The 19,396-nt window shown below is 65.6% G+C and carries 14 protein-coding genes; 9 read left to right on the top strand and 5 right to left on the bottom strand.

Annotated elements, in window-relative coordinates; genetic code table 11:
- Positions 1–263 precede the first annotated feature (263 nt).
- The 6 genes from ACVZTU_RS01965 to ACVZTU_RS01940 all read left to right on the top strand — a co-directional run bounded on the left by ACVZTU_RS01965 (position 264) and on the right by ACVZTU_RS01940 (position 8,601).
- Complete coding sequence (locus tag ACVZTU_RS01965) at positions 264–1,487, top strand: acetyl-CoA C-acetyltransferase (protein WP_482401266.1); 1,224 nt, start codon at positions 264–266, stop codon at positions 1,485–1,487.
- A 218-nt stretch (positions 1,488–1,705) separates the two neighbouring features.
- Entirely contained in the window at positions 1,706–2,848 is a 1,143-nt protein-coding gene (locus ACVZTU_RS01960) for a CaiB/BaiF CoA transferase family protein (RefSeq protein ID WP_482401265.1), read from the top strand.
- A gap of 141 nt (positions 2,849–2,989) precedes the next feature.
- A complete protein-coding gene (locus ACVZTU_RS01955) occupies positions 2,990–4,126 on the top strand; it encodes an acyl-CoA dehydrogenase family protein (RefSeq protein ID WP_482401264.1) in 1,137 nt (378 codons plus the stop codon).
- A 225-nt stretch (positions 4,127–4,351) separates the two neighbouring features.
- Positions 4,352–5,782 carry a purine-cytosine permease family protein gene (locus tag ACVZTU_RS01950; protein ID WP_482401263.1) on the top strand — a complete coding sequence of 477 codons (1,431 nt, stop codon included), beginning with the start codon at positions 4,352–4,354 and terminating at the stop codon, positions 5,780–5,782.
- Positions 5,783–6,226: 444 nt separating this feature from the next.
- A complete protein-coding gene (locus tag ACVZTU_RS01945; protein ID WP_482401262.1) occupies positions 6,227–7,657 on the top strand; it encodes an Nramp family divalent metal transporter in 1,431 nt (476 codons plus the stop codon).
- Positions 7,657–8,601 carry a phosphoglycerate dehydrogenase gene (locus ACVZTU_RS01940; protein ID WP_482401261.1) on the top strand — a complete coding sequence of 315 codons (945 nt, stop codon included), beginning with the start codon at positions 7,657–7,659 and terminating at the stop codon, positions 8,599–8,601. Before ACVZTU_RS01945 ends, ACVZTU_RS01940 begins: the two co-directional genes overlap by 1 nt.
- 70 nt (positions 8,602–8,671) lie before the next feature.
- On the opposite strand, the gene ACVZTU_RS01935 is transcribed toward ACVZTU_RS01940, so the two are convergent.
- From ACVZTU_RS01935 to ACVZTU_RS01925, 3 genes are all read right to left on the bottom strand, one after another.
- Positions 8,672–9,895 (bottom strand): ATP-binding protein, encoded by a 1,224-nt coding sequence (locus ACVZTU_RS01935; protein ID WP_482401260.1) that lies wholly within the window; start codon positions 9,893–9,895, stop codon positions 8,672–8,674.
- A gap of 144 nt (positions 9,896–10,039) precedes the next feature.
- On the bottom strand, positions 10,040–10,933 hold the full coding sequence (locus tag ACVZTU_RS01930; RefSeq protein ID WP_482401259.1) for a dihydrodipicolinate synthase family protein: 894 nt from the start codon (positions 10,931–10,933) through the stop codon (positions 10,040–10,042).
- Between the two features lie 104 nt (positions 10,934–11,037).
- Positions 11,038–12,018 (bottom strand): aldo/keto reductase, encoded by a 981-nt coding sequence (locus ACVZTU_RS01925; RefSeq protein WP_482401258.1) that lies wholly within the window; start codon positions 12,016–12,018, stop codon positions 11,038–11,040.
- A gap of 140 nt (positions 12,019–12,158) precedes the next feature.
- Here ACVZTU_RS01925 and pdxA point away from each other — a divergent pair, with 140 nt between their 5' ends.
- Both pdxA and ACVZTU_RS01915 read left to right on the top strand, forming a co-directional pair.
- Complete coding sequence (gene pdxA / locus ACVZTU_RS01920) at positions 12,159–14,621, top strand: 4-hydroxythreonine-4-phosphate dehydrogenase PdxA (RefSeq protein ID WP_482401257.1); 2,463 nt, start codon at positions 12,159–12,161, stop codon at positions 14,619–14,621.
- Between the two features lie 166 nt (positions 14,622–14,787).
- A complete protein-coding gene (locus ACVZTU_RS01915; protein ID WP_482401256.1) occupies positions 14,788–15,573 on the top strand; it encodes a DeoR/GlpR family DNA-binding transcription regulator in 786 nt (261 codons plus the stop codon).
- A 33-nt stretch (positions 15,574–15,606) separates the two neighbouring features.
- Here the strand turns inward: ACVZTU_RS01915 and ACVZTU_RS01910 are convergent, their stop codons facing one another.
- Together ACVZTU_RS01910 and ACVZTU_RS01905 are read right to left on the bottom strand one after the other, a co-directional pair.
- Entirely contained in the window at positions 15,607–16,773 is a 1,167-nt protein-coding gene (locus tag ACVZTU_RS01910) for a sialidase family protein (RefSeq protein WP_181271327.1), read from the bottom strand.
- Between the two features lie 128 nt (positions 16,774–16,901).
- Complete coding sequence (locus tag ACVZTU_RS01905) at positions 16,902–18,254, bottom strand: Nramp family divalent metal transporter (RefSeq protein WP_482401255.1); 1,353 nt, start codon at positions 18,252–18,254, stop codon at positions 16,902–16,904.
- A gap of 311 nt (positions 18,255–18,565) precedes the next feature.
- On the opposite strand from ACVZTU_RS01905, the gene ACVZTU_RS01900 reads away from it, so the two are divergent.
- Positions 18,566–19,294: a sulfite exporter TauE/SafE family protein gene (locus tag ACVZTU_RS01900; protein WP_482401254.1), complete on the top strand. Its 729-nt coding sequence runs from the start codon at positions 18,566–18,568 to the stop codon at positions 19,292–19,294.
- The last annotated feature ends 102 nt before the right edge of the window (positions 19,295–19,396 follow it).

Genomic DNA, 19,396 nt, shown 5'->3' with positions numbered 1-19,396 from the left:
TCACCGCCGTTCGGAAAACCTCTACACCCGCCGCCCACGCGACCGACCCCACCATCGTTCACCGCGCACGCGTCCGCCGTCGGCACATCCGCCATCGGGGCGTCGGATGCCCATTCATTGAGATGACCTCTTGTCTCTCGCGATCTATTCGGATATGTTCATAAATCAGAATGTATTGATATCAGCATCGGCAGTGATGCCGAAGGGATCGATGCCTCACCGCCGCAGCAGGACGGCTCGATCACAACCCAAAGGGAGACTCTGTGTCCGAAGACATCGTCATCTGCGAACCTCTCCGCTCCCCCGTGGGCGGATTCGGCGGACAGTTCAAGGACGTGCCGCACGAGGAGCTCGGCCGACAGGTCCTCGCAGCTCTGCTGGAGAAGACCAACCTGCCGGGCGAGGCCATTGAGGATGTCGTCCTCGGCAACTGCTATCCGCACATGGAGACTCCGGCGATCGGCCGCGTCGTCGCCCTCAATGCGGGACTGCCGATCACCGTTCCCGGCCGCCAGGTCGACCGTCGCTGCGGCTCCGGCCTGCAGGCGATCGCCGACGCCCACGCGATGATCTCAGCCGGCTTCGCCGACCTCGTCGTTGCCGGCGGCGTCGAGTCGATGAGCCGCGCACCGTTCTTCAATGAGGAGATCCGCTGGGGCGTCAAGGGCGGCAACATCGAGCTCAAGGACGGTCTCGTCCGCGGCCGCCTCACCGCAGGCGGCAACGACTACCCGGTGCCCGGCGGAATGATCGAAACCGCGGAGAACCTGCGTCGGGAATACAAGATCTCACGCGAGGACCAGGACGCCTACGCGGTCGAATCGCATCGTCGGGCTGCCTCGGCGACGGAAGAAGGGAAGTTCGCCGACGAGATCGTGCCGATCACCCTGCCGGCCACCCGGAAGACCCCCGAACAGGTCATCACGACCGATGAGCACATCCGTCCCGGGTCGACGGTCGAGAAGCTCGCGAAGCTCAAGCCGATGCTCGGGAAGTCCGACGATGAGGCCACGGTGACCGCCGGCAATGCCTCAGGCCAGAACGACGGCGCTGCTCTGTGCATCGTCACCACCGCGGCCAAGGCCGCCGAGCTGGGTCTGCGGGTCTTCGCCCGCATGCGCAGCTGGGCGGTGGCCGGAGTGCCGCCGAAGACGATGGGCATCGGCCCGGTCCCCGCGACTGCGAAGGCACTGCAGCAGGCGGGTCTCGAACTCGGCGATATCGACCTCATCGAACTCAACGAGGCATTCGCGGCGCAGGTGCTCGCCTGCACGACCGAATGGAAGCTGTCGGAATCCGACTTCGCCGAGCGTCTCAACGTCAACGGCTCGGGCATCTCACTCGGCCACCCGGTCGGCGCCACCGGTGGGCGCATCCTCGCCACCCTGCTGCGCGAGATGGATCGCCGCGAATCGCGCTACGGCCTCGAGACCATGTGCATCGGCGGCGGTCAGGGCATGGCAGCCGTCTTCGAACGCGTCGCCTGACAGGACGGCCTCGCCTGAGGCTGATCGACTCGAGGAGCCAGCAGCTCACCGCAGGCCGAGTGAAGGGCCGTCCGCGTCTGTCGCGGGCGGCCCTTCACGCCGACTCAAGCCACCCCAGGGACGGACCGCCCGTCAGCGCTCGATCCAGTCCGGCACCTCGGACGAAATCCGCGGAGACCCCGTTGTCTTCGCCCAGGTCAGCGCCGAGGATGAGGAACATGAACGCAACGAAGCAGCTGCTGACCGGGGTTCGGGTCGCCGATTTCTCCCGAGTCCTCGCCGGTCCCTACGCCACGGCGATGCTCGCCGATCAGGGCGCCGAGGTCATCAAGATCGAGATGCCCGGCCACGGGGACGATTCCCGACATCTCGGACCCTTCACAGATTCCGGGTCGACTTACTTCACCGGACTCAACCGCGGAAAGCGCTCGATCGAGGCCGATCTCAAGGACCCGGAAGACCACGCTCGACTGCTCGATCTCATCGCGAGCTGCGATGTCGTCGTCGAGAACTTCCGGCCCGGCGTCGCCGCGAAGCTCGGCCTGTCCTATGAGGACCTCAAGGCCGTCAAACCCGATATCGTCTACGCGTCGATCTCCGGCTTCGGACAGCACGGCACCCAAGCCGAACGCCCCGCCTACGACACGGTCATCCAGGCCCTGAGCGGCCTCATGGCCTCGACCGGCTTCCCCGAGGGCTCGCCCACCCGCGTGGGCGAATCGATCGCCGACGTCTCCGCCGGAGTCTTCGCCGCCTTCGGCATCTCTTCGGCGCTCTTCCGCCGGCAGACGACCGGCGAAGGCGCCCATATCGACATCCCGATGCTCGACGTCATGCTCGCCATGCAGCCGACGAACGCGTCACTCCATGCCGCCGGCATCGACCCGGCCCGGGTCGGCAACCGCCACCCGGTCTCGGCGCCCTTCGACACCTACCGCGCAGCCGATGGGCTGCTCGTCATCGCCGTGGCCAACGACCGTCTCTTCGGCACTCTTGCCCGCACCCTCGGCAAACCGGAACTGGTCACCGATCCGCGCTTCGCCACCGACGGGCAGCGGTCGGAGCACGCCGAGGCGCTGCGCGTCGAGATCGAAGAGTTCACCACGGGGCGCACCGTGACCGAGCTGTGCGAGATCTTCGATGCCGCCGGGATCCCGAACTCCCCCGTCCTCGATTTCGCCGAGGCGGTCACCGGCCCCATCGGCTCCGATCGCGATCTCACTGCCACCGACCCCCGGTCCGGGCACGCCTTCCTCGGCCACCCGCTCCTCGTCGACGGCACCCGCCCTGCGTCCGCGCTTCCGGCACCCCGCCTCGGCGAACACAACGCCGACTTCGCCGCACCCACCGACGCACCCTGACCTGACCAGCTGGCGCCAATCTCGCCGAGGCGGCGCACTCCGCACGAATCCCCTGGCCTCTCCGTCGGGATTCCCCAATCTTCACGATCCGGGTCCCGTCCAATTCCATCGAACCGATCCCCACTGCAAAGGAGCACTCTCATGGCCTTCGACATCACCGCCGACGAACAGGAACTCGTCGCCGCCGTCGCCACGATCAGCAAGGACGTCCTCGTCCCACAGGCCGCGGCCGCCGACGCGAACGAACGCGTCTCCGACGAAACCCTGAAGACCCTCGCCGAGGTGGGGGTCATGGGGCTCAACCTGCCCGAGGAATTCGGCGGGCCCGGCGTCGGTTCGGTGGCGATGAGCCAGATGGTCGCCGCCATCACCGAGGCGTGCGCATCGACCGCGTCGATCGTCACCGCGCAGTTCCTCGCCACCGACTCGATCCTGCTCGGCGGCACCGACGCCCAGCGCGAGGCGTGGCTGCCGCGGGCCGCCGCCGGCGAAGTCATCGGCTCCTTCGGACTGACCGAGCCGGGGGCCGGGTCCAACCCGGCGGAGATGTCGACGAAGGCCACTCGCGTCGACGGCGGATGGCATATCAAGGGCACGAAGTGCTTCATCACCAACGCCGGCTTCGCGGACTTCATCATCGTCTACGCGAAGACCGACGTCGACGCCGGCCACAAGGGAATCAGCGCATTCATCGTCGACACCGCGGTCGCCTCGGCGGGGTTGGACTTCAATCCCCCGGAGAAGACGATGGGTCTTCGCGGAAGTCCGGTCTACGAGTTCGTCATCGACACCGTGGTTCCCGAGGACGCCCTCCTCGGGAAGGCAGGCGAAGGCTTCACGACGGCCATGCGCGTGCTTGACCGCGGCCGCATCGAGGTGGCTGCGATGAGCCTGGGAATCGGCAAGGCTGCCCTCGACGCCGCCGTGGCGTGGGCCGGCGAGCGCAAGATCAACGGCAAGCCGCTGAACAGGCTCCAAGGCATCGCGTTCAAGCTCGCGGACATGTACACGAAGTACCGTTCGGCGTGGCTGCTGACGATGGACGCCGCCGAACAGCGCGACTCCGAGGTGGACTTCACTCGATCCTCGGCAACGGCGAAGCTCGCCGCCTCCGAGGCGGCCGCCTTCATCGCCGACGAAGCCCTGCAGATCCATGGCGGGTACGGCTTCACTCGCGACTTCCCGCTCGAGCGATACGTTCGCGACGCTCGGATCTACCGCATCTACGAAGGCTCCTCGGAGATCCAACGCACGATCATCGCCCGATCTCTGTCCTGACGAGTCGGCTGAAACAAGCCGGAGAATCGATCGAAACAGCACAGAAATCCGTCCGAGAATACGATCGAGACGAGTTTGAGGGGCGATTCGTTCGCCGTTGAGTCCCTCTGTTCATTCCACCCTGCAGATGTTCCGAAATATCGGACGGAATATGTGATTCGGGTCTCGTCTCTCATCGTCTTTGGGTGTTGACTGAGTCTGATTCATCACTCAAAGGAGAAATTCATGGCTAGTACGACCAATTCGGGGATCGAGAAGCGGTCCATCGAGATGGTGCCTGACGCCGAGCGTCACGGAACGCCACGGTCCCAGTTCACTCTGTGGTTCGGCGCCAACACTCAGATCACCGCGATCGTCGATGGAGCTCTGGCCGTCGTCTTCGGCGCCGATGCGCTCTGGGCCATCATCGGCCTGCTCATCGGCAATGTCATCGGCGGCATCGTCATGGCGCTGCATTCGGCACAGGGGCCGCAGCTGGGTCTTCCGCAGATGATCTCCTCGCGGGCGCAGTTCGGCATCATCGGCGCGATCATTCCGCTCGTGCTCGTCGTTCTCATGTACATCGGCTTCGCCTCAACGGGTGCGGTGCTGTCCGGCCAGGCCGTCAACCTCATCATCGGCGCACAGACCCCCTGGATCGGCATCGTCATCTTCGGCGCGCTCACCGCCCTGGTGGCCCTGCTGGGATACAAGTACATCCACGTCCTCGGACGGATCTCCTCGGTGACGGGTCTGCTCGGGTTCCTCTTCATCACCTACTGCGTGCTCACCCAGGTCGACGTTCCCGGGCTGATCTCGGGTTCGTCGTTCGCCTTCCCCGCCTTCCTCTCCGCGATCGCCCTGTCCGTGGGCTGGCAGATGACCTATGGACCGTATGTGGCTGACTACTCGCGCTACCTGCCGCGCTCGACCCCATCCTCGAAGACATTCTGGTTCACCTTCGGCGGATCGGTCATCGGATCGCAGTGGTCGATGACTCTCGGCGCGCTCATCGGAGCCGCTGCTATGACGGAGTCCGGCAACGAATTCGTCGAGAATCAGGTCGCCTACGTCGGTGACATCGTCGGCGGCGGCGTGTTCGCATTCCTCATCTTCATCGTCATCCTCCTGGGCAAGCTCACGGTCAACACACTCAATGCCTACGGTGCGTTCATGTGCACGCTGACGATCCTCACCTCCTTCGGCAATAAGGCGACCATCCGCCGCTGGACCCGCGCTGTCTTCGTCATCGGCATCGTCACCGTCACCGTGCTCGTTGCGCTGCTCGCCTCGGCGGACTTCCTCGCGAACTTCAAGAACTTCGTCCTCGCGCTGCTCATGGTCTTCACCCCATGGTCGGTCATCAACCTCACCGACTACTACCTCATCTCGAAGGACCGCTTCGACATCCCCGCCTTCTACGACCGGGCCGGCCGCTACGGCGCATGGAATTGGCGTGCACTGCTCGCCTACGGCGTCGGCGTGATCATCCAGATCCCGTTCCTCGCGCAGTCGTTCTACACCGGCCCGCTTGTCGCGAAGCTCGGCGGCGCGGACATCTCGTGGCTCGTCGGCATCGTCGTCACCTTCGTCCTCTACTTCGTGCTCATCCGCAACCACGGAGTCGCCCCGAAGGAGACGATCTACCCCAGCCTCGAGGAACTCGAGCGCAAGTGAGCCCCACCCCCGCCGAGGCGGCCCTGCCCATTCCGGGCAGCTGACCTCGGCGGGGTGGTTCCGCTCCTCCAACGGCCGTCGGCCAGCAGCGTGCTTCGCTGCTGACCGACGGCCGTCGCCGTGTCCCCTGCGGGTGGATCCACCTCGAAATCCGCGCTGATATCAAGGTGGATCCACCCGCAGGAGACATCAACGGTTCCCAGCAGCGCACGGAATCCGTCACCGGAAGCTCACTCCGGTGCAATCGCCGCACCTCGCTCACAACGAGCACTCCAGCATCGTCGGGCCATTCCATATGCGCGATTCATGCATCCATGTTGCGCACATCACGCAATCGGTGGCACACTTGCATGAGCCGTGCCGACGGGGCCGTCGTGCTCCGATTCGCCCCGAGGCACCGGCCCGATCACTGAACAGATCCACCTTCGTGCAAGGAAGCCGAGTATGACCGCGCAGAACATCGACCGGGACGACCGCACAGGCGCCGCCGCCGTCGACCCCTACCACCTCGACCCCAAGGACGTGCTCGAACCGCCCACGACCTTTGCGGGCAAGCTCAAGTACCTCGGTCCCGGTCTTGTCATCTCGGCCGCAGTCATCGGCTCCGGCGAACTCATCACCACCACGGCACTGGGCGCCAAGGCCGGCTTCGTCCTCCTCTGGCTCGTCATCATCTCCACCGCGGTCAAGGTCTGGGTCCAGCTCGAGCTCGCGCAGTGGACCATACTCTCGGGCAAGCCCGCGCTCGAAGGCTACGGCCACGTCGGTCCCCGCCTCATCGGGCGTGCCGGATGGATCAACCTGCTGTGGATCCTCATGGACTTCGCGAAGGTCTTCCAGCGCGGCGGCATCATCGGCGGTGCCGTCGCTGCACTGAGCATCATGCTGCCCGTCTTCGGTGAGCCGCTCTCGACTCCGTCTCTCGTCTTCTGGACGGTCGTCTCGCTCGCCGTCGTCATCGCCCTGCTCGTGACGAACAGGTACAGCATCGTCGAGAAGTTCTCCGTCGGCGCGGTCATCATCTTCACGGTCTCCACCGTCGGACTCGCAGTATCGCTGCCCTTCACCGACTTCGCCTACACCTCGGCGGACGTCATGAGCGGACTGACCTTCGCCATTCCCGCCGGCACCCTGGGCTTCGCGGTCGCAATGTTCGGCATCACCGGCGTCGGCGCCGACGAGATGACGACATACACCTACTGGTGCCTCGAAAAGGGCTACGCCCGCTACACCGGCCCAAACGACGGCACCGCGGAACGCGCCCGCCGCGCCCGCGGCTGGATCTCGGTGATGCGCACGGACGTGCTCGTCTCCTGGATCGTCTCGACCGTGTGCACGATGTCCTTCTACGTCATCGGCGCGGCCATCCTCCACCCGCAGAACCTCGTGCCCGAGGGCAACGACATGATCACCACGCTGTCGTCGATGTACTCCTCGACGATGGGTGAAGTCGGACACTGGATCTTCCTCATCGGCGCCTTCGCCGTCCTCTTCTCGACCTTCATCGCCTCGACCGCGAGCGTGCCCCGGCTGTGGACGAACACGGTGTCCATCCTCGGCGTCTTCGAATGGGAGAACACCCTCACCCGTGGCCGCATCATCCGTGTGCTCACCGTGGTCTTCCCGATCATCTGGGCACTGAGCTACCTCATCATCCAGTCCCCGGTGATCATGGTCCAGATCGGCGGCGTGGCCAGCGGAGTCTTCCTCGTCGCCGTCGTCATCGCCGTCTGGTACCTTCGCTCCCGAGAGGTGCCGGCCGAATTCAAGTCCAACCACTTCTTCACGGTGATGCTCGTCTTCGCCTCCCTGGCGATCGGCCTGCTGGGCATCTACACCGTGTTCGAGACCTTCGGAATCGAGATCGGAGCCTGATGCGCCTCACCGTCCTCACCCCGTCCTTCGGCAAGTATTCGCAGCTTCCGAGTGCGCGATCCGCCCAGCTCGGCCTCGACCTCGACTACCGGACCGAGAATCATCCCAAATCCGGGCAAGACCTCATCGAGACGATCTCCGGCGCCGAGGCGGTCCTCGTCGGTCTCGATCGGATCAACGCCGAGGTCCTCGCCGCCTGTCCCGACCTCAAGGTCGTCGCGAAGCACGGAGCCGGAGTCGACAACATCGACCTGGACGCCGCCGCTGCCGCCGGAGTCAGGGTCGTCAACACTCCCGGAGCGAATGCCGAGTCCGTCGCCGACCTCACGCTCGGGCTCCTCATTATGGGCGCCCGCCGGATTCGCGCCGCCGAGGATTCGCTGCGCACCGGCGAGTGGGGCGTATTCTTCGGTTCGCAGCTGAGCGGCAAACGCCTCGGCATCCTCGGCTTCGGCCGCATCGGGCGGGAGGTCGCGAAGCGTGCCGCAGGATTCGGCCTGAGCATCGCCGCATACGATCCGTACGTCCCCGATGAGGCCATCGCCGAGGCGGGGGCCGAGCCCCAGAACCTCGCCGAGGTGGTCGCAGGGTCCGATTTCCTCACCCTCCACCTGCCCGGTGGCGACGAGCCGCTGCTCGATGCCGAGCTTCTCGCCACGATGCCCAAGGGTGCCGGGCTCATCAACGCGGCCCGTGGCGGGCTCGTCGACGAGGCAGCTCTGGCCACGGCTCTTGAGTCCGGGCGGCTGTCATTCGCCGCCCTGGACGCCTTCGCCACGGAACCGCCGGCGGCGGACGATCCGCTGCTCTCCGCGCCGAATCTCATCGCCACCCCGCACATCGGCGCCTACTCGGATATTGCGAACGCGAACATGGGAACCTGGGCCGTCGAAGACGTCGTCCGGGTGCTGCAGGGCGAAGAGCCCCGCTTCCCCGTCGCCTGACCGATACGTCGATCAGCTCAGTTCCCCTCTGCCGGCTCGGCTGTCGGCTCCGGCGCGTCCAAGCGCTGATTCAGATTTCGTTGGCGAGCAGGAACTCAGGGAGTCTGCGATGTTTGATTCCATTCACGTTTCCTCCGACAAGCGGGTCGAGTGTCAGCAGGTATTTCGGATGGTTGTCCGCAATCGCTTCGAGCGGTCGATGTTCTCGGTGGCGGGTATCCTCAGTCGCGATCGTCGTGGCCACCTGGATGTAGACGACCTCGTCGGCACGCTGAGCCACAAAATCGACTTCGGCTGTTCCGATCCGACCGATGGTGACCTCGTAGCCGCGTCGACGCAGCTCCATCCACACGATGTTCTCCAGCACTCCCGGCAGACGCTGGTCCGAGTAGCCGAACAGGGCATTGACGATGCCATGATCGCCGACGAAGTGCTTCTGACCTGTCGCGAGGATGGCCCTGCCGTGCAGATCGAACCGAGGAACTCGTGCGATCACGAAGGCTTCGGACAGTGCCGTCAGATAGTTGAGCACGGTCTCATGGCCGATCGACCGGCGCTGAGACTTCATGAAGTCGGCGACACGTCGAGCGGAGAACGGATTGCCGACATTGTCGATCGCGAATGCGGCGACGCGTTCGAACGTATCAGCGTCACGGATCCGATTCCTCGCGAGCACATCCCTGACGAGCGTGGACCTGTAGATGTCCATGATCATCGAGCGGGCGTCGATTTCGTCGAGCGGCAGCATGTGCACACCGGGGAATCCGCCGAGGCGCAGATAGCGTGTGAACTCGGCATCTGTGCCCGCCGTGTCGTCGGCGGCGGATGCCTCTCGGAACGACAGGTATTCGCGGAAGGACAGTGGCCATACTTCGATCGTCACGTACCGCCCGGCGATGTAGGTCGCGAGTTCGCCGGACAGCAGTCGCGAGTTCGACCCAGTGATGTAGAGATCAGTCCTCCCCTCGGCAAGAAGCGAATTGACCAGGCGCTCCCACTCGGTGACTTCTTGGATCTCATCGAGGAGGACGTAGGTGCGGCCCTCGCTCGGGAGCACATCCTTGAGGTGCGCATTGAGCGCTTGAGCCGATGCCAACGACGCATGTTCGAGGGAATCGAAGTTGAGATGCACGATGCGTTCGGGGTCGATGCCACGCGCGATCAGCCGCTCGACGACGAGGTCGAGGAGCCGCGATTTGCCGGACCGGCGCAATCCGGTGAGCACTTTGACGACCGGAGCGTCGATGAACGATTCGAGCTTCTCGAGATACTTCGGCCTGTCGACGATAGACATCGCACTACCCCCTCACTGTGGCGATCACAATCGCCGCACAGGTCGATCTGACCCATGGTGGCGATTATAATCGCCACAATTTGTTGAGTGAAGGATTCTGGCGGTTGTAATCGCCACGGAACGGGCGGATCAGGTCAGCCTGTCTCAGGCCAAGCCGCGCTCCACGTCCGCGGCCACTGTCGCAGCGACCTGCTTCTTCGCTTCATCCGAGAGCGCGTTGAACGGCGCCCTGGCCGGGCCGAGGCCGAATCCGCGTTCGTTCCCAGCTGCCTTGACGACGGTGTTCGGGTTGCCGAGCGCGAGACAGTTGCGGATCGGGCGGATGCTGTCCTGTGCAGTGCGCGCAGCATCGGTGTCCCCTGCAACGAACAGGTCGTAGATCGAGGCCATCGTCTGCGGGTAGATGTTCGCGATGCCGCTGATCCCTCCGGCACCTCCTGCCAGCAGGGTCCAGAGGATGAGGGAGTCATTGCCGGAGATGACGTCGAAGGTCTCGCGATCGGTGCGCTCGAGGTACTGCAGGATTGTGTCGAAGTTCCCGCTCGAGTCCTTGACTGCGGTGATGTTGTCCACGGCTGCGAGCTTTTCGAGCGTCGCCGGTGCCACGGCATTGCCGGTGCGTGCGGGAATGTTGTAGACGATGACCGGAACGTCGACGGAGTCGGCCACGGCCCGGAAGTGATTCTCGATCTCGACCTGCGAGGCGGCCGCGAAGTACGGGGTGATGATCGACAGCGCGTCGGCACCGGCAGCAGCGGCATCGGCGGCGATCGCGATGGTCTCCCGGGTCGTTGCGGCTCCGGCACCGATGACGACGGGGACGGCGCCGGCCACCTCGTCAATGACGATCCGCGCGGCCTCGGCGCGTTCATCGGCGGACTGGGCGTAGAACTCACCGTTGGTGCCGAGGGCGAAGATGCCGTGGATGCCGGCGTCGAGCTGACGGCGGACATGGGCTCGCAGGGCCGCCTCGACGAGGTTCTCATCCCCGTCGAACGGGGTGGCGATAGCGGCGAGGATTCCTGAGATGGATGACATGATTTCCCTTCGAACGGTTGGTGCAGCCGAGCCTGTGCAGGGTTGCGAGATCGGTGGAGACGGATGCGGGCCGGCAGCTCTGACGACAGCTCTTGATTCGTGAGTCAGCGGTTGTACTTCGGCTGGGAACCGCGGATTGCGGCGGTGGCGTCATCGACGGCGGTGAGCACATCGGCCGGCAGCGGGCCTTTGGCGATTGCGGCGATATTGCCCTCGAGCTGGGAGACGCGGCTGGCTCCGAGCAGCAGGGCGGAGATTCCGGGTGCCTCGGCGACCCAGCGCAGGGCGAGCTCGGCCTGCGGGATCCCGGAATCGTCGGCGACGGCGGCAAAGGCCTCGACCGAGGCGAGGACGGAGTCGGAGAGGTAGCGCTGCGAGTACATCTCTGCCAGCACGGATCCCGAGAAACGGTCCCCCGTTCCGTCGGTCGACGGGCGGCGGGCGAGCAGGCCCCCGGCCAGCGGGTTGTAGGCCATCGTTGCGATGCCGTGGGCCTGTCCGCATTCGAGCCATTCGTCCTCGATCCGGCGGGCCAGGACGCTGTAGACGTTCTGCGCCACAACGGGGCTCGGAGCGCCCGCGCGCTCGGCGGCGGCGATGACGTCGACGGCCTGCCAGGCGGCGAAGTTCGAGATGCCCAGCGCGGTGATCTTGCCTTCGGCGCGCAGGCCGGCGATGGTCTCGAGCGTCTCGTCGAGCGAGGCCGCACGGTCGGGCTGATGGAGATAGAAGAGGTCGATCGATTCGACGTCGAGACGGCGCAGGGACCCTTCGACGCTCGCGCGCAGGCCGGCTGCGGACAGCGGCGAATGCTCTCCGGCGTCGGCGTGGGGCATTCCTGCCTTCGTCGCGAGCACGATCCGGTCGCGGTGCTTCTTCACCAGCGGCGAGATGAGGCTCTCGGTCGTCGACTTCGCATATCCGTTGGCGGTGTCGATGCCGGTGATCCCGGCCGCAACGGCTGCTTCGAAGACCTCGTGCGCGGCCGTTTCGGATACGGTGTCGCCGAAGGTCATCGTGCCGAGCACCAGCCGGGACAGGGGGACGGAGACTCCGTCGAGCGTGAAGGTCGAGTCTGTGGTCAAGGGAGTCTCCTCGTTGAGTGGGGCAGATCGTCGATACACCGATCTTCCCATCTGTGCGTGGATCGTGCAACAACTTGCGCATTTCGCGCACACATGTCAGTGTAGAGGGTGTTCAGTCGGACCGGACGCAAAGGAGTGCCATGTCAGCAGGCGAATCCGGTGTCCTGGTCATCGCCGACGATCTCAGCGGCGCTGCCGAGGTCGCCGCCACGCTCGATCCGGGTACCCCGATCGTTCTCACCCCGTCGAGTGCAGAGTCCGCGCCCGGCTCAGATGACGCCATCGCCGAGGCGAACGCCGGCGCAGAATCCGATCGACCCTTCGCCGAGGCGGCCCACACCGGTCCCCGGGACCTTGTCGTCGATCTCGACTGTCGTTATCTGCCGGCCGAGTCGGCCGGCGCCCGCACTTCGGCTGCGCTTCGTGACTTCGGCTCGTCCCGCGCCACACTCATCAAGGTCGATTCCCTGCTGCGCGGCAACATCCGCGCCGCGCTCGCTGCGGCCGTCGGCCACGCGAGCGGCCCCGTGATCTTCGCTCCGGCGCTTCCGCAGCAGAGCCGCACGGTCATCGGCGGAGTGCCGTTCGACAACGGAATTCGGCTGAGCAGCACCCGCGCCTGGAGCCTCGAGGACGGCAGCGCACCGGAGTCGCTTTCGGATCTGTGCCCCGTCCCCGCCCGCCATTTAGACCTCGACGAACTGCGGTCGCGGCCCGGCACCAATGCTGCCGACGTCTTCGACGACGCTGACAGCCGCGACGCCCCTGCCAGTTCGGAAGCCGGTGTCGACGTCTCGAATGCCGGGTTCGGCGGCGAGCGCCTCATCACCGCCGACGCCGAGACGATGGAGGATCTCACCCGTATCGTCGCTCTCGCCGAGGCGACCTCGGCCATCCTCGTCGGCACTTCCGCACTCGCGCGCGCCTTGGCCGAGCGTCGACGACGTGAGCTCCCTGCGCCAAGCGACGCATCTGCCCTGGCCGATGTGGGTGACGCTGCAGCTGAACGGCCCGAGCCCTCATCATTTCCGCGCATGCCCACACGGGCCCTCACTCTGCTCGGCACCGCAGCGGAGAGGATCGAGACGCAGATCGCTCACCTGCGTGACCACTCGGACACTCGTGTGCTCGACTTTCCCGCCACAGAGGTAGCCGCGTGGGCCGACGATCCGCGCCGTCTCGACGTTTCCGCCGTACGTTTACGCGCGGCGCTGGCCGAGTCCCACCTCGTCGTCCGACTCACCGACACGGGAGCCTCCGTCGACCCTAGGCCGCTGCCGGGGCTCCTCGCCGAACTCACCACCCGTGCACTGTCCGGATTCGGGCCCGTCGCCCTCGCAGCCGCCGGCGGAGAGACGGCACGCGCCGTGTTCAACCGCCTCGGCGTGCACCGGATCGAAACGATCCGCGAGATCCACCCAGGGGCGGTGCTGTCCACGGTCGGGGCCGCCTCGGCGAGCATTGCCGACGATGTCGACCTGGCCGCCGTCGTCACCCGACCCGGCGGACAGGGCGGACCCGATTCCCTCACCCTCATCCACGCGGCTCTGACCACCGGTGAGCCCACCACGACCACCGCGGCCAGTGTCGCGAACCACGAAGGAGAGTCAATGAACGCGCTTCCCACAGTCGCAGTGACCATGGGCGACGGGGCCGGCGTCGGCCCCGAGATCTGCATCGCCGCCTGCCTCGACCCCTCGGTGCTCGCCGTCGCCGCGCCAGTCGTCATCGGCGATGCCGCGCGACTCGAACAGGCCGCGCAGGTGCTCGGCACCGCGGTCGAGATCCGCCGCGTCGACTCCCCCGCCGAGGCCGAACACGTGCCCGGAGTCATCAACGTCATCGACCTCGCCCTCCTCCCGGCCGACCTGCCCTGGGGCGAACTCTCCCCCGTCGCCGGAGACGCCGCGTTCCGCTACATCGAACGCGCCGCGCAGCTGGCCATGTCCGGTGAGGTGCAGGCGATCTGCACGGCGCCGCTCAACAAGGAGGCCCTCCACTCCGCCGGGCACAAGTACCCCGGGCACACCGAGATGCTCGCTGCCCTCACCGGCACCGAGGAAGTCTCGATGATGCTCTCCTCCCCCAAGCTGCGCGTCATCCACGTGACCACCCACATCGGACTCATCGATGCCGTGGCGAAGATCCAGCCCGGCCTCGTTGAACGCACCGTCCGCCGCGGCCACGATGCACTCGTCCGGGCCGGACTGGAACGACCGCACATCGGGGTGTGCGCGATCAACCCGCACGCCGGTGAGAACGGGCTCTTCGGCTACGGCGAAGAGGAGGAGAAGATCACTCCGGCGATCACGAAGCTGCGGGCCGACGGCATCGACGCCGTCGGGCCCCTGTCTGCCGACACCGCCTTCTTCCTCGCCGGGCGCGGCGACTACGACCTCATCGTCGCGATGTACCACGATCAGGGGCACGGCCCGATCAAGGTCCTCGGCATCGATGCCGGCGTCAACATCACCGTCGGCCTGCCCGTCATCCGCACCTCGGTCGATCACGGCACCGCGTTCGACATCGCCGGCACCGGCAAGGTCGACACCGAGTCGATGAGCGAGGCGATGCGTCAGGCTGCGGCTCTCGCCGTCGTCTGAGTTCGGAAGGTCATCCGGCGGAGGCGAGGTGCGGTCCGCACAACGGAACACCGTGCCAGCGCCAAGGCGGTAGTGCGATCCGCGCGTCACCGTTGTCTGAGTTCTGCGCGGTTCGCGCGATAATCCGCGATACAGTGGCGATCAACGGCAATCCGACAGGAGAGACATGAACGCAGGCGAACGTCGCGAGGAGATCCTTCAGCTGGCGCGCACCCAAGGTGAGATGAGTGTCGAAACTCTGTCGGAGATGCTCGGAGTCACCGCGTCGACGATCCGCCGGGATCTGGCGAAGCTCACCGATTCCGGCGAATTGGCCCGCACCTACGGCGGTGTCCTCGCTGTGCCCACCGAGGCGGAGACCACGCTGGCTGAACGGTCGCACGAAGCCCCCGAGGTCAAACGCGCGATCGGTTCCTGGTGTGCCAAGCAGGTGCCGGCGGGCTCGCATGTGCTCCTCGACGCAGGCACGACAACCGCGCAAGTTGCGCGCGGACTGCGCGAGACGTCCCCGCTGTCGGTCGTGTCGACCGGGTTGACATCGCTGCAGCAGATGGCTGATCTCGAGGGGGTCGAGTTCACCCTTCTCGGCGGCAGATATCGTCCCGTCAGCCAGGGCTTCATCGGCCCCATCACCGAGGCGGGGCTGGAGAAGTTCACGTTCGACTTCGCCTTCCTCGGTGCCGATGCCGTCACCGCTGAGGACGGTGTGTGCGAAGCCCTGCCCGAACAGGTCCGCCTCAAGGAACTGATGAGCCGCCGCGCCACCCACGTCTTCGTCGTCGCGCACGCTGAGAAGCTCGGCCAGCGGCCCTTCCATGCCTGGGCCGACCTCGGCAGCGGATGGACGCTCGTCACCGACGATTCGGCCGATCCGGCGCAGATCACACCGTTCGAAGAGCGCGGAATCGCCGTCGTCCGTGTCGACCAGATGGGCAATGCCGTACAGAACTGACGGCACGCGAGCATATAGAAGCCCCGGGGGGGCTCAGCCCCAGAGTTTGCAGTCGGTGTGGACCTGGTCCTCGACTCCGGAGATCCACGCTTCGTCGAAGACGACGTGCCGGATCGCCCGTCGGGAGCCGTAGGCGTAGACGACGTGGATGAGCCCGTCGGCATCGACGATGCCGTGCGGGTACTCCTGACGGCGATTGCTGCGTAGGTTGCCGTCACCGGAGAACCCGTCACCGGGCTCGATGACTCGACGCACCGGCCAGGTGCGGCCCTCATCGTTCGACACTGCGATGACAATCCGCATCCGTTCGTACGGCCAGACCACCTCGCCGGGTTCCGTGGCGACCTGGTGTTCGTTCGAGACGAGAGCGAGCATGCCCGAGGGCAGACGGAAGGCGCTGATACCGGCATTGTTGTTCGGCACCTCGGTGGCCTCGGGCACCGACCAGGTCTCTCCTCCGTCGTCGGATCGGCTGAGGTAGACCCAGTCGGCGAAGCGTGAGCGGAAGAGGCTGACGAGGCGTCCCGGTTCGAGCTCGACGATGTTCGGGTGGACCCGACCGACTGCCTCGGGGAACTCGACTTGTCTCCAGATCGATCCCTGATCCGTGGAGATCTGGACGACCGGTTGGTCGGAGCCGTTTTTCGAATCGTCGTCGAGGCACAGCCACTGAGTGTGCACCCACGTCCCGTCCTCAAGGACCTGGATGGGCTGCCGGCAGAACGTCCCCTCCCGGTCGAAGAGCGTCTCCGGTTCGCTCCAGCTCACTCCGTCGGCCGAACGGATCACTTTGACCACGGAGGTGTGCTGGAGGTTGAAGGTCTCGGGGACCCCGGACTGTCGCGACAGCTGGGAAGTATAGACGAGCCAGATCGTCCCGTCGGGGGAGGCGAAGAGACCGGGGTTCTGATCAGATCGGATCTCATCGTGGGTCACCGCCGCCGAGGCGGTCCACCGTCCCGTATCGACGTCGAATCGGGAGACGAGGATGTCGATGTCCTTGTTTCCCTCATCGCTGCCGCCGAACCAGGCGGCCAGGAGTCCGCCGCCGGGCAGGGACAGGATCGACGGCGCGTGGTTCGAGCGCCGATCGGTCGGGATCACCGCGGCCGCGGAACCGTCGTCCTCGAAGAAGCGGAGCCGGCCGTCAGCCGACGGTGCGGGAACTCGTTCGAGTGCGGGCTGGGACAGCAGTGTCATGGGTGTCTCCTCCATGTCGTGGCAGTGAAATCAAGGTACGTAAGAGTGGGTCGCCTCGGCGGGATCGTTCGCACGGCAGCCGTGGGCCGCCTCGGCGAGGGAATCCCCGAACCGACGGTCCGGACTCATCATCCGAACGCGGTCTGGAACATCGCGGGGATCTGCATGGCGATCTGGACGCCGACGACGATGGCGATGATGCCGAGGAGAAGCAGCAGTCCGGTCTGCCATTTCCGATTGACCGCGTAGGAGTGCATGTGCTTCTTCCGCGAGGTCAGCAGCAGGATGCACACGACGATGATCGGGAGGCTGAGCACGGTGGAGATCGCGGTGCCGACGATGTTGAGCGAGATGAGATCCGGGGCGCCGGGGATCGTCGAGGCCAGGGGCAGGACGATGAAGACGATCGCCTGGATCCACCGGAAGGCGGGGTTCTCCTCGTCGCGGCCGAGGAACTTTCGCATCGACGGCACGGTGTGGTTGATGCCGTTGATGGCCAGCTGCGAGAAACCGCGCGACTGCGGCGGGAAGCTCGTCATCGCGGCGAAGAAGATGCACATCCACAGCAGATACGGACCGACCGGGCCGACGGCGACCGAGAGCATGTGGGAGAGGTCGAATTCGTCGGCGATGGAGAAGCCGGGGTGGGCGGCACTGAATTCGGCGGCGACGATCCAGAACAGCAGGTTGATGATGAGCAACGGGGCCATGCCGGCGATGAGGTCGAACTGCTGAATCCTCCGGTACTTCGGTCCGACCCAGCCCTTGTCGCGCATGAACCCGGAATAGAGCAGGTTGGGCATATTGCCGGCGATCGTGCCGATGGTCGCCGAGGCGATGACGATGGGGGCGAATGCCGAGGTGTTCTGCTCCTTCGGGATTTCGAAGGCCATGCCCTGGACGAAGCCGGCGATGTCGAAGGTGCCGATCTTGATGAGCGCGTAGACGAAGGCGATGATCATCGCGACCGAGGCGAAACGGGCGAAGTACTCGAGGACGACGAACTGCTTGCGCAGCATGACCAGCGACAGGGTGAGAGCGACGATGATGATCGCGCAGAAGAACCGGCCCCAAGAGCCGCCCCACTCACCGCCGGTGAGTTCGTGGAGGCCGACAGCAGCGGCGAGGAGGAAGGTGGCCTGGGTGATGAAGCCGGCGATGAGGACGACCGCGGCCATGATCCCCGGCAGCACCGGCGACAGGCGGGCGAATCCGTCGAGGATCTGCGTGTCTCCGTGCTTGTTCATCAGCGTGTACTTCGCGATGGACGAGATGATGAACGTGCGGGCGACGAGCGAGAGGATGAGCGTCCACAGCAGCGCATACCCGTAGGAGGCACCCGAGACAGAGGAGCTGACGAGGTCGCCGGTGCCCAGGAAGGACATGGCCAGCACGAGACCGGGCCCGACCGAGGTGACGAGGCCGAGACCGCGCGGCAGCGGATTCTGCGCGGGCATCGAAGAGACAGAGCTGCGTTTCACGCTATGGACGTCGGCGGCCATGGCTGCACTCCCATGTGTAGATGGACAACTGGGTGATCGCCCGGCGATTGATGCAGCGGTGGAGGCGCGTCATCATCGTGCGCGATCTTCGTAAAGACTAGCCCATTCATGCGTGTTGTGCGCAAGTGTTTTCGCGAAGAAGATGGTGAGTTGTTCGGTTTGCGCATAAAATAGGTGCTCAAAACGCGCAGTCTGCGCCGCACGGCCATTGTCGTGAGCGGCGAGTGCCGTCTGACCGGAGGCCCGCAGATGTCTGACCGTGGCGCCCACAGCGGAGGAATGAGGAATCGATGGAGATCATCCAGTACCTGATCATCGGGATCGTGGTGCTGGGTTCAGCCTGCCTGCAGGGCTCCATCGGATTCGGCCTCGGCATGATCACCGCACCCGTACTCGCCCTCCTGCGCCCCGACCTGCTGCCGTCCGCCCTTCTGCTGCTGGCCACCCTCACCTCATTCACGGCATTCGCCCGTGAGCGTCAGGACGTCGATTGGAAGCTCGTCGGCTGGGGCGCTCTCGGACGGCTGCCCGGAATCGCGATCGGCACCGCCGCCGTAGTGCTGCTGCCGGACTCCGGCCTGTCCCTGATGCTCGCGATCACAGTCCTCGCCGGCGCTGCATTCAGCCTGGTCGGCTGGTCACCGGCGGCCTCGCACCGCAATATGTTCTTCGCATCGTCGGTCTCGGGGATCTTCGGCACGGCCACGAGCATCGGCGGGCCCCCGATCAGCCTCATCATGCGCTCGCTCGATCCGTCGTCGATGCGCTCGACGATGAGCGCCTACTTCACCCTCGGCAGCATCCTGTCTCTGACGGGACTGACCATCGGCGGCGAGGTCGGCACCAGGCACCTCATCGCGGCGGCGTTCCTGCTGCCATTCATGCTCATCGGACTGTGGCTGTCGAACTTCGTCATCCGACGCGCCGACCGCAGGCTCCTCTACCGCCTCGCTGTCGGCTCTTCGATCGTCGGCGCGATCCTCGTCATCGCCGAAGTCGTTCGCTCGCACCTCGCCTGATCAGATCCGACCTGATCCAGCGCCGACCAGCTCTGACCCGGCACGACCAGACCCGACCCGAACACACCCGCCCCGACCAGGCAGCAGACCGAATCTGCACTT

Source organism: Brevibacterium sp. OS20 (assembly GCF_056837565.1).
The sequence above is the reverse complement of the archived record's forward strand: the minus strand, read 5'-3'. Positions and strand labels throughout refer to the sequence as shown.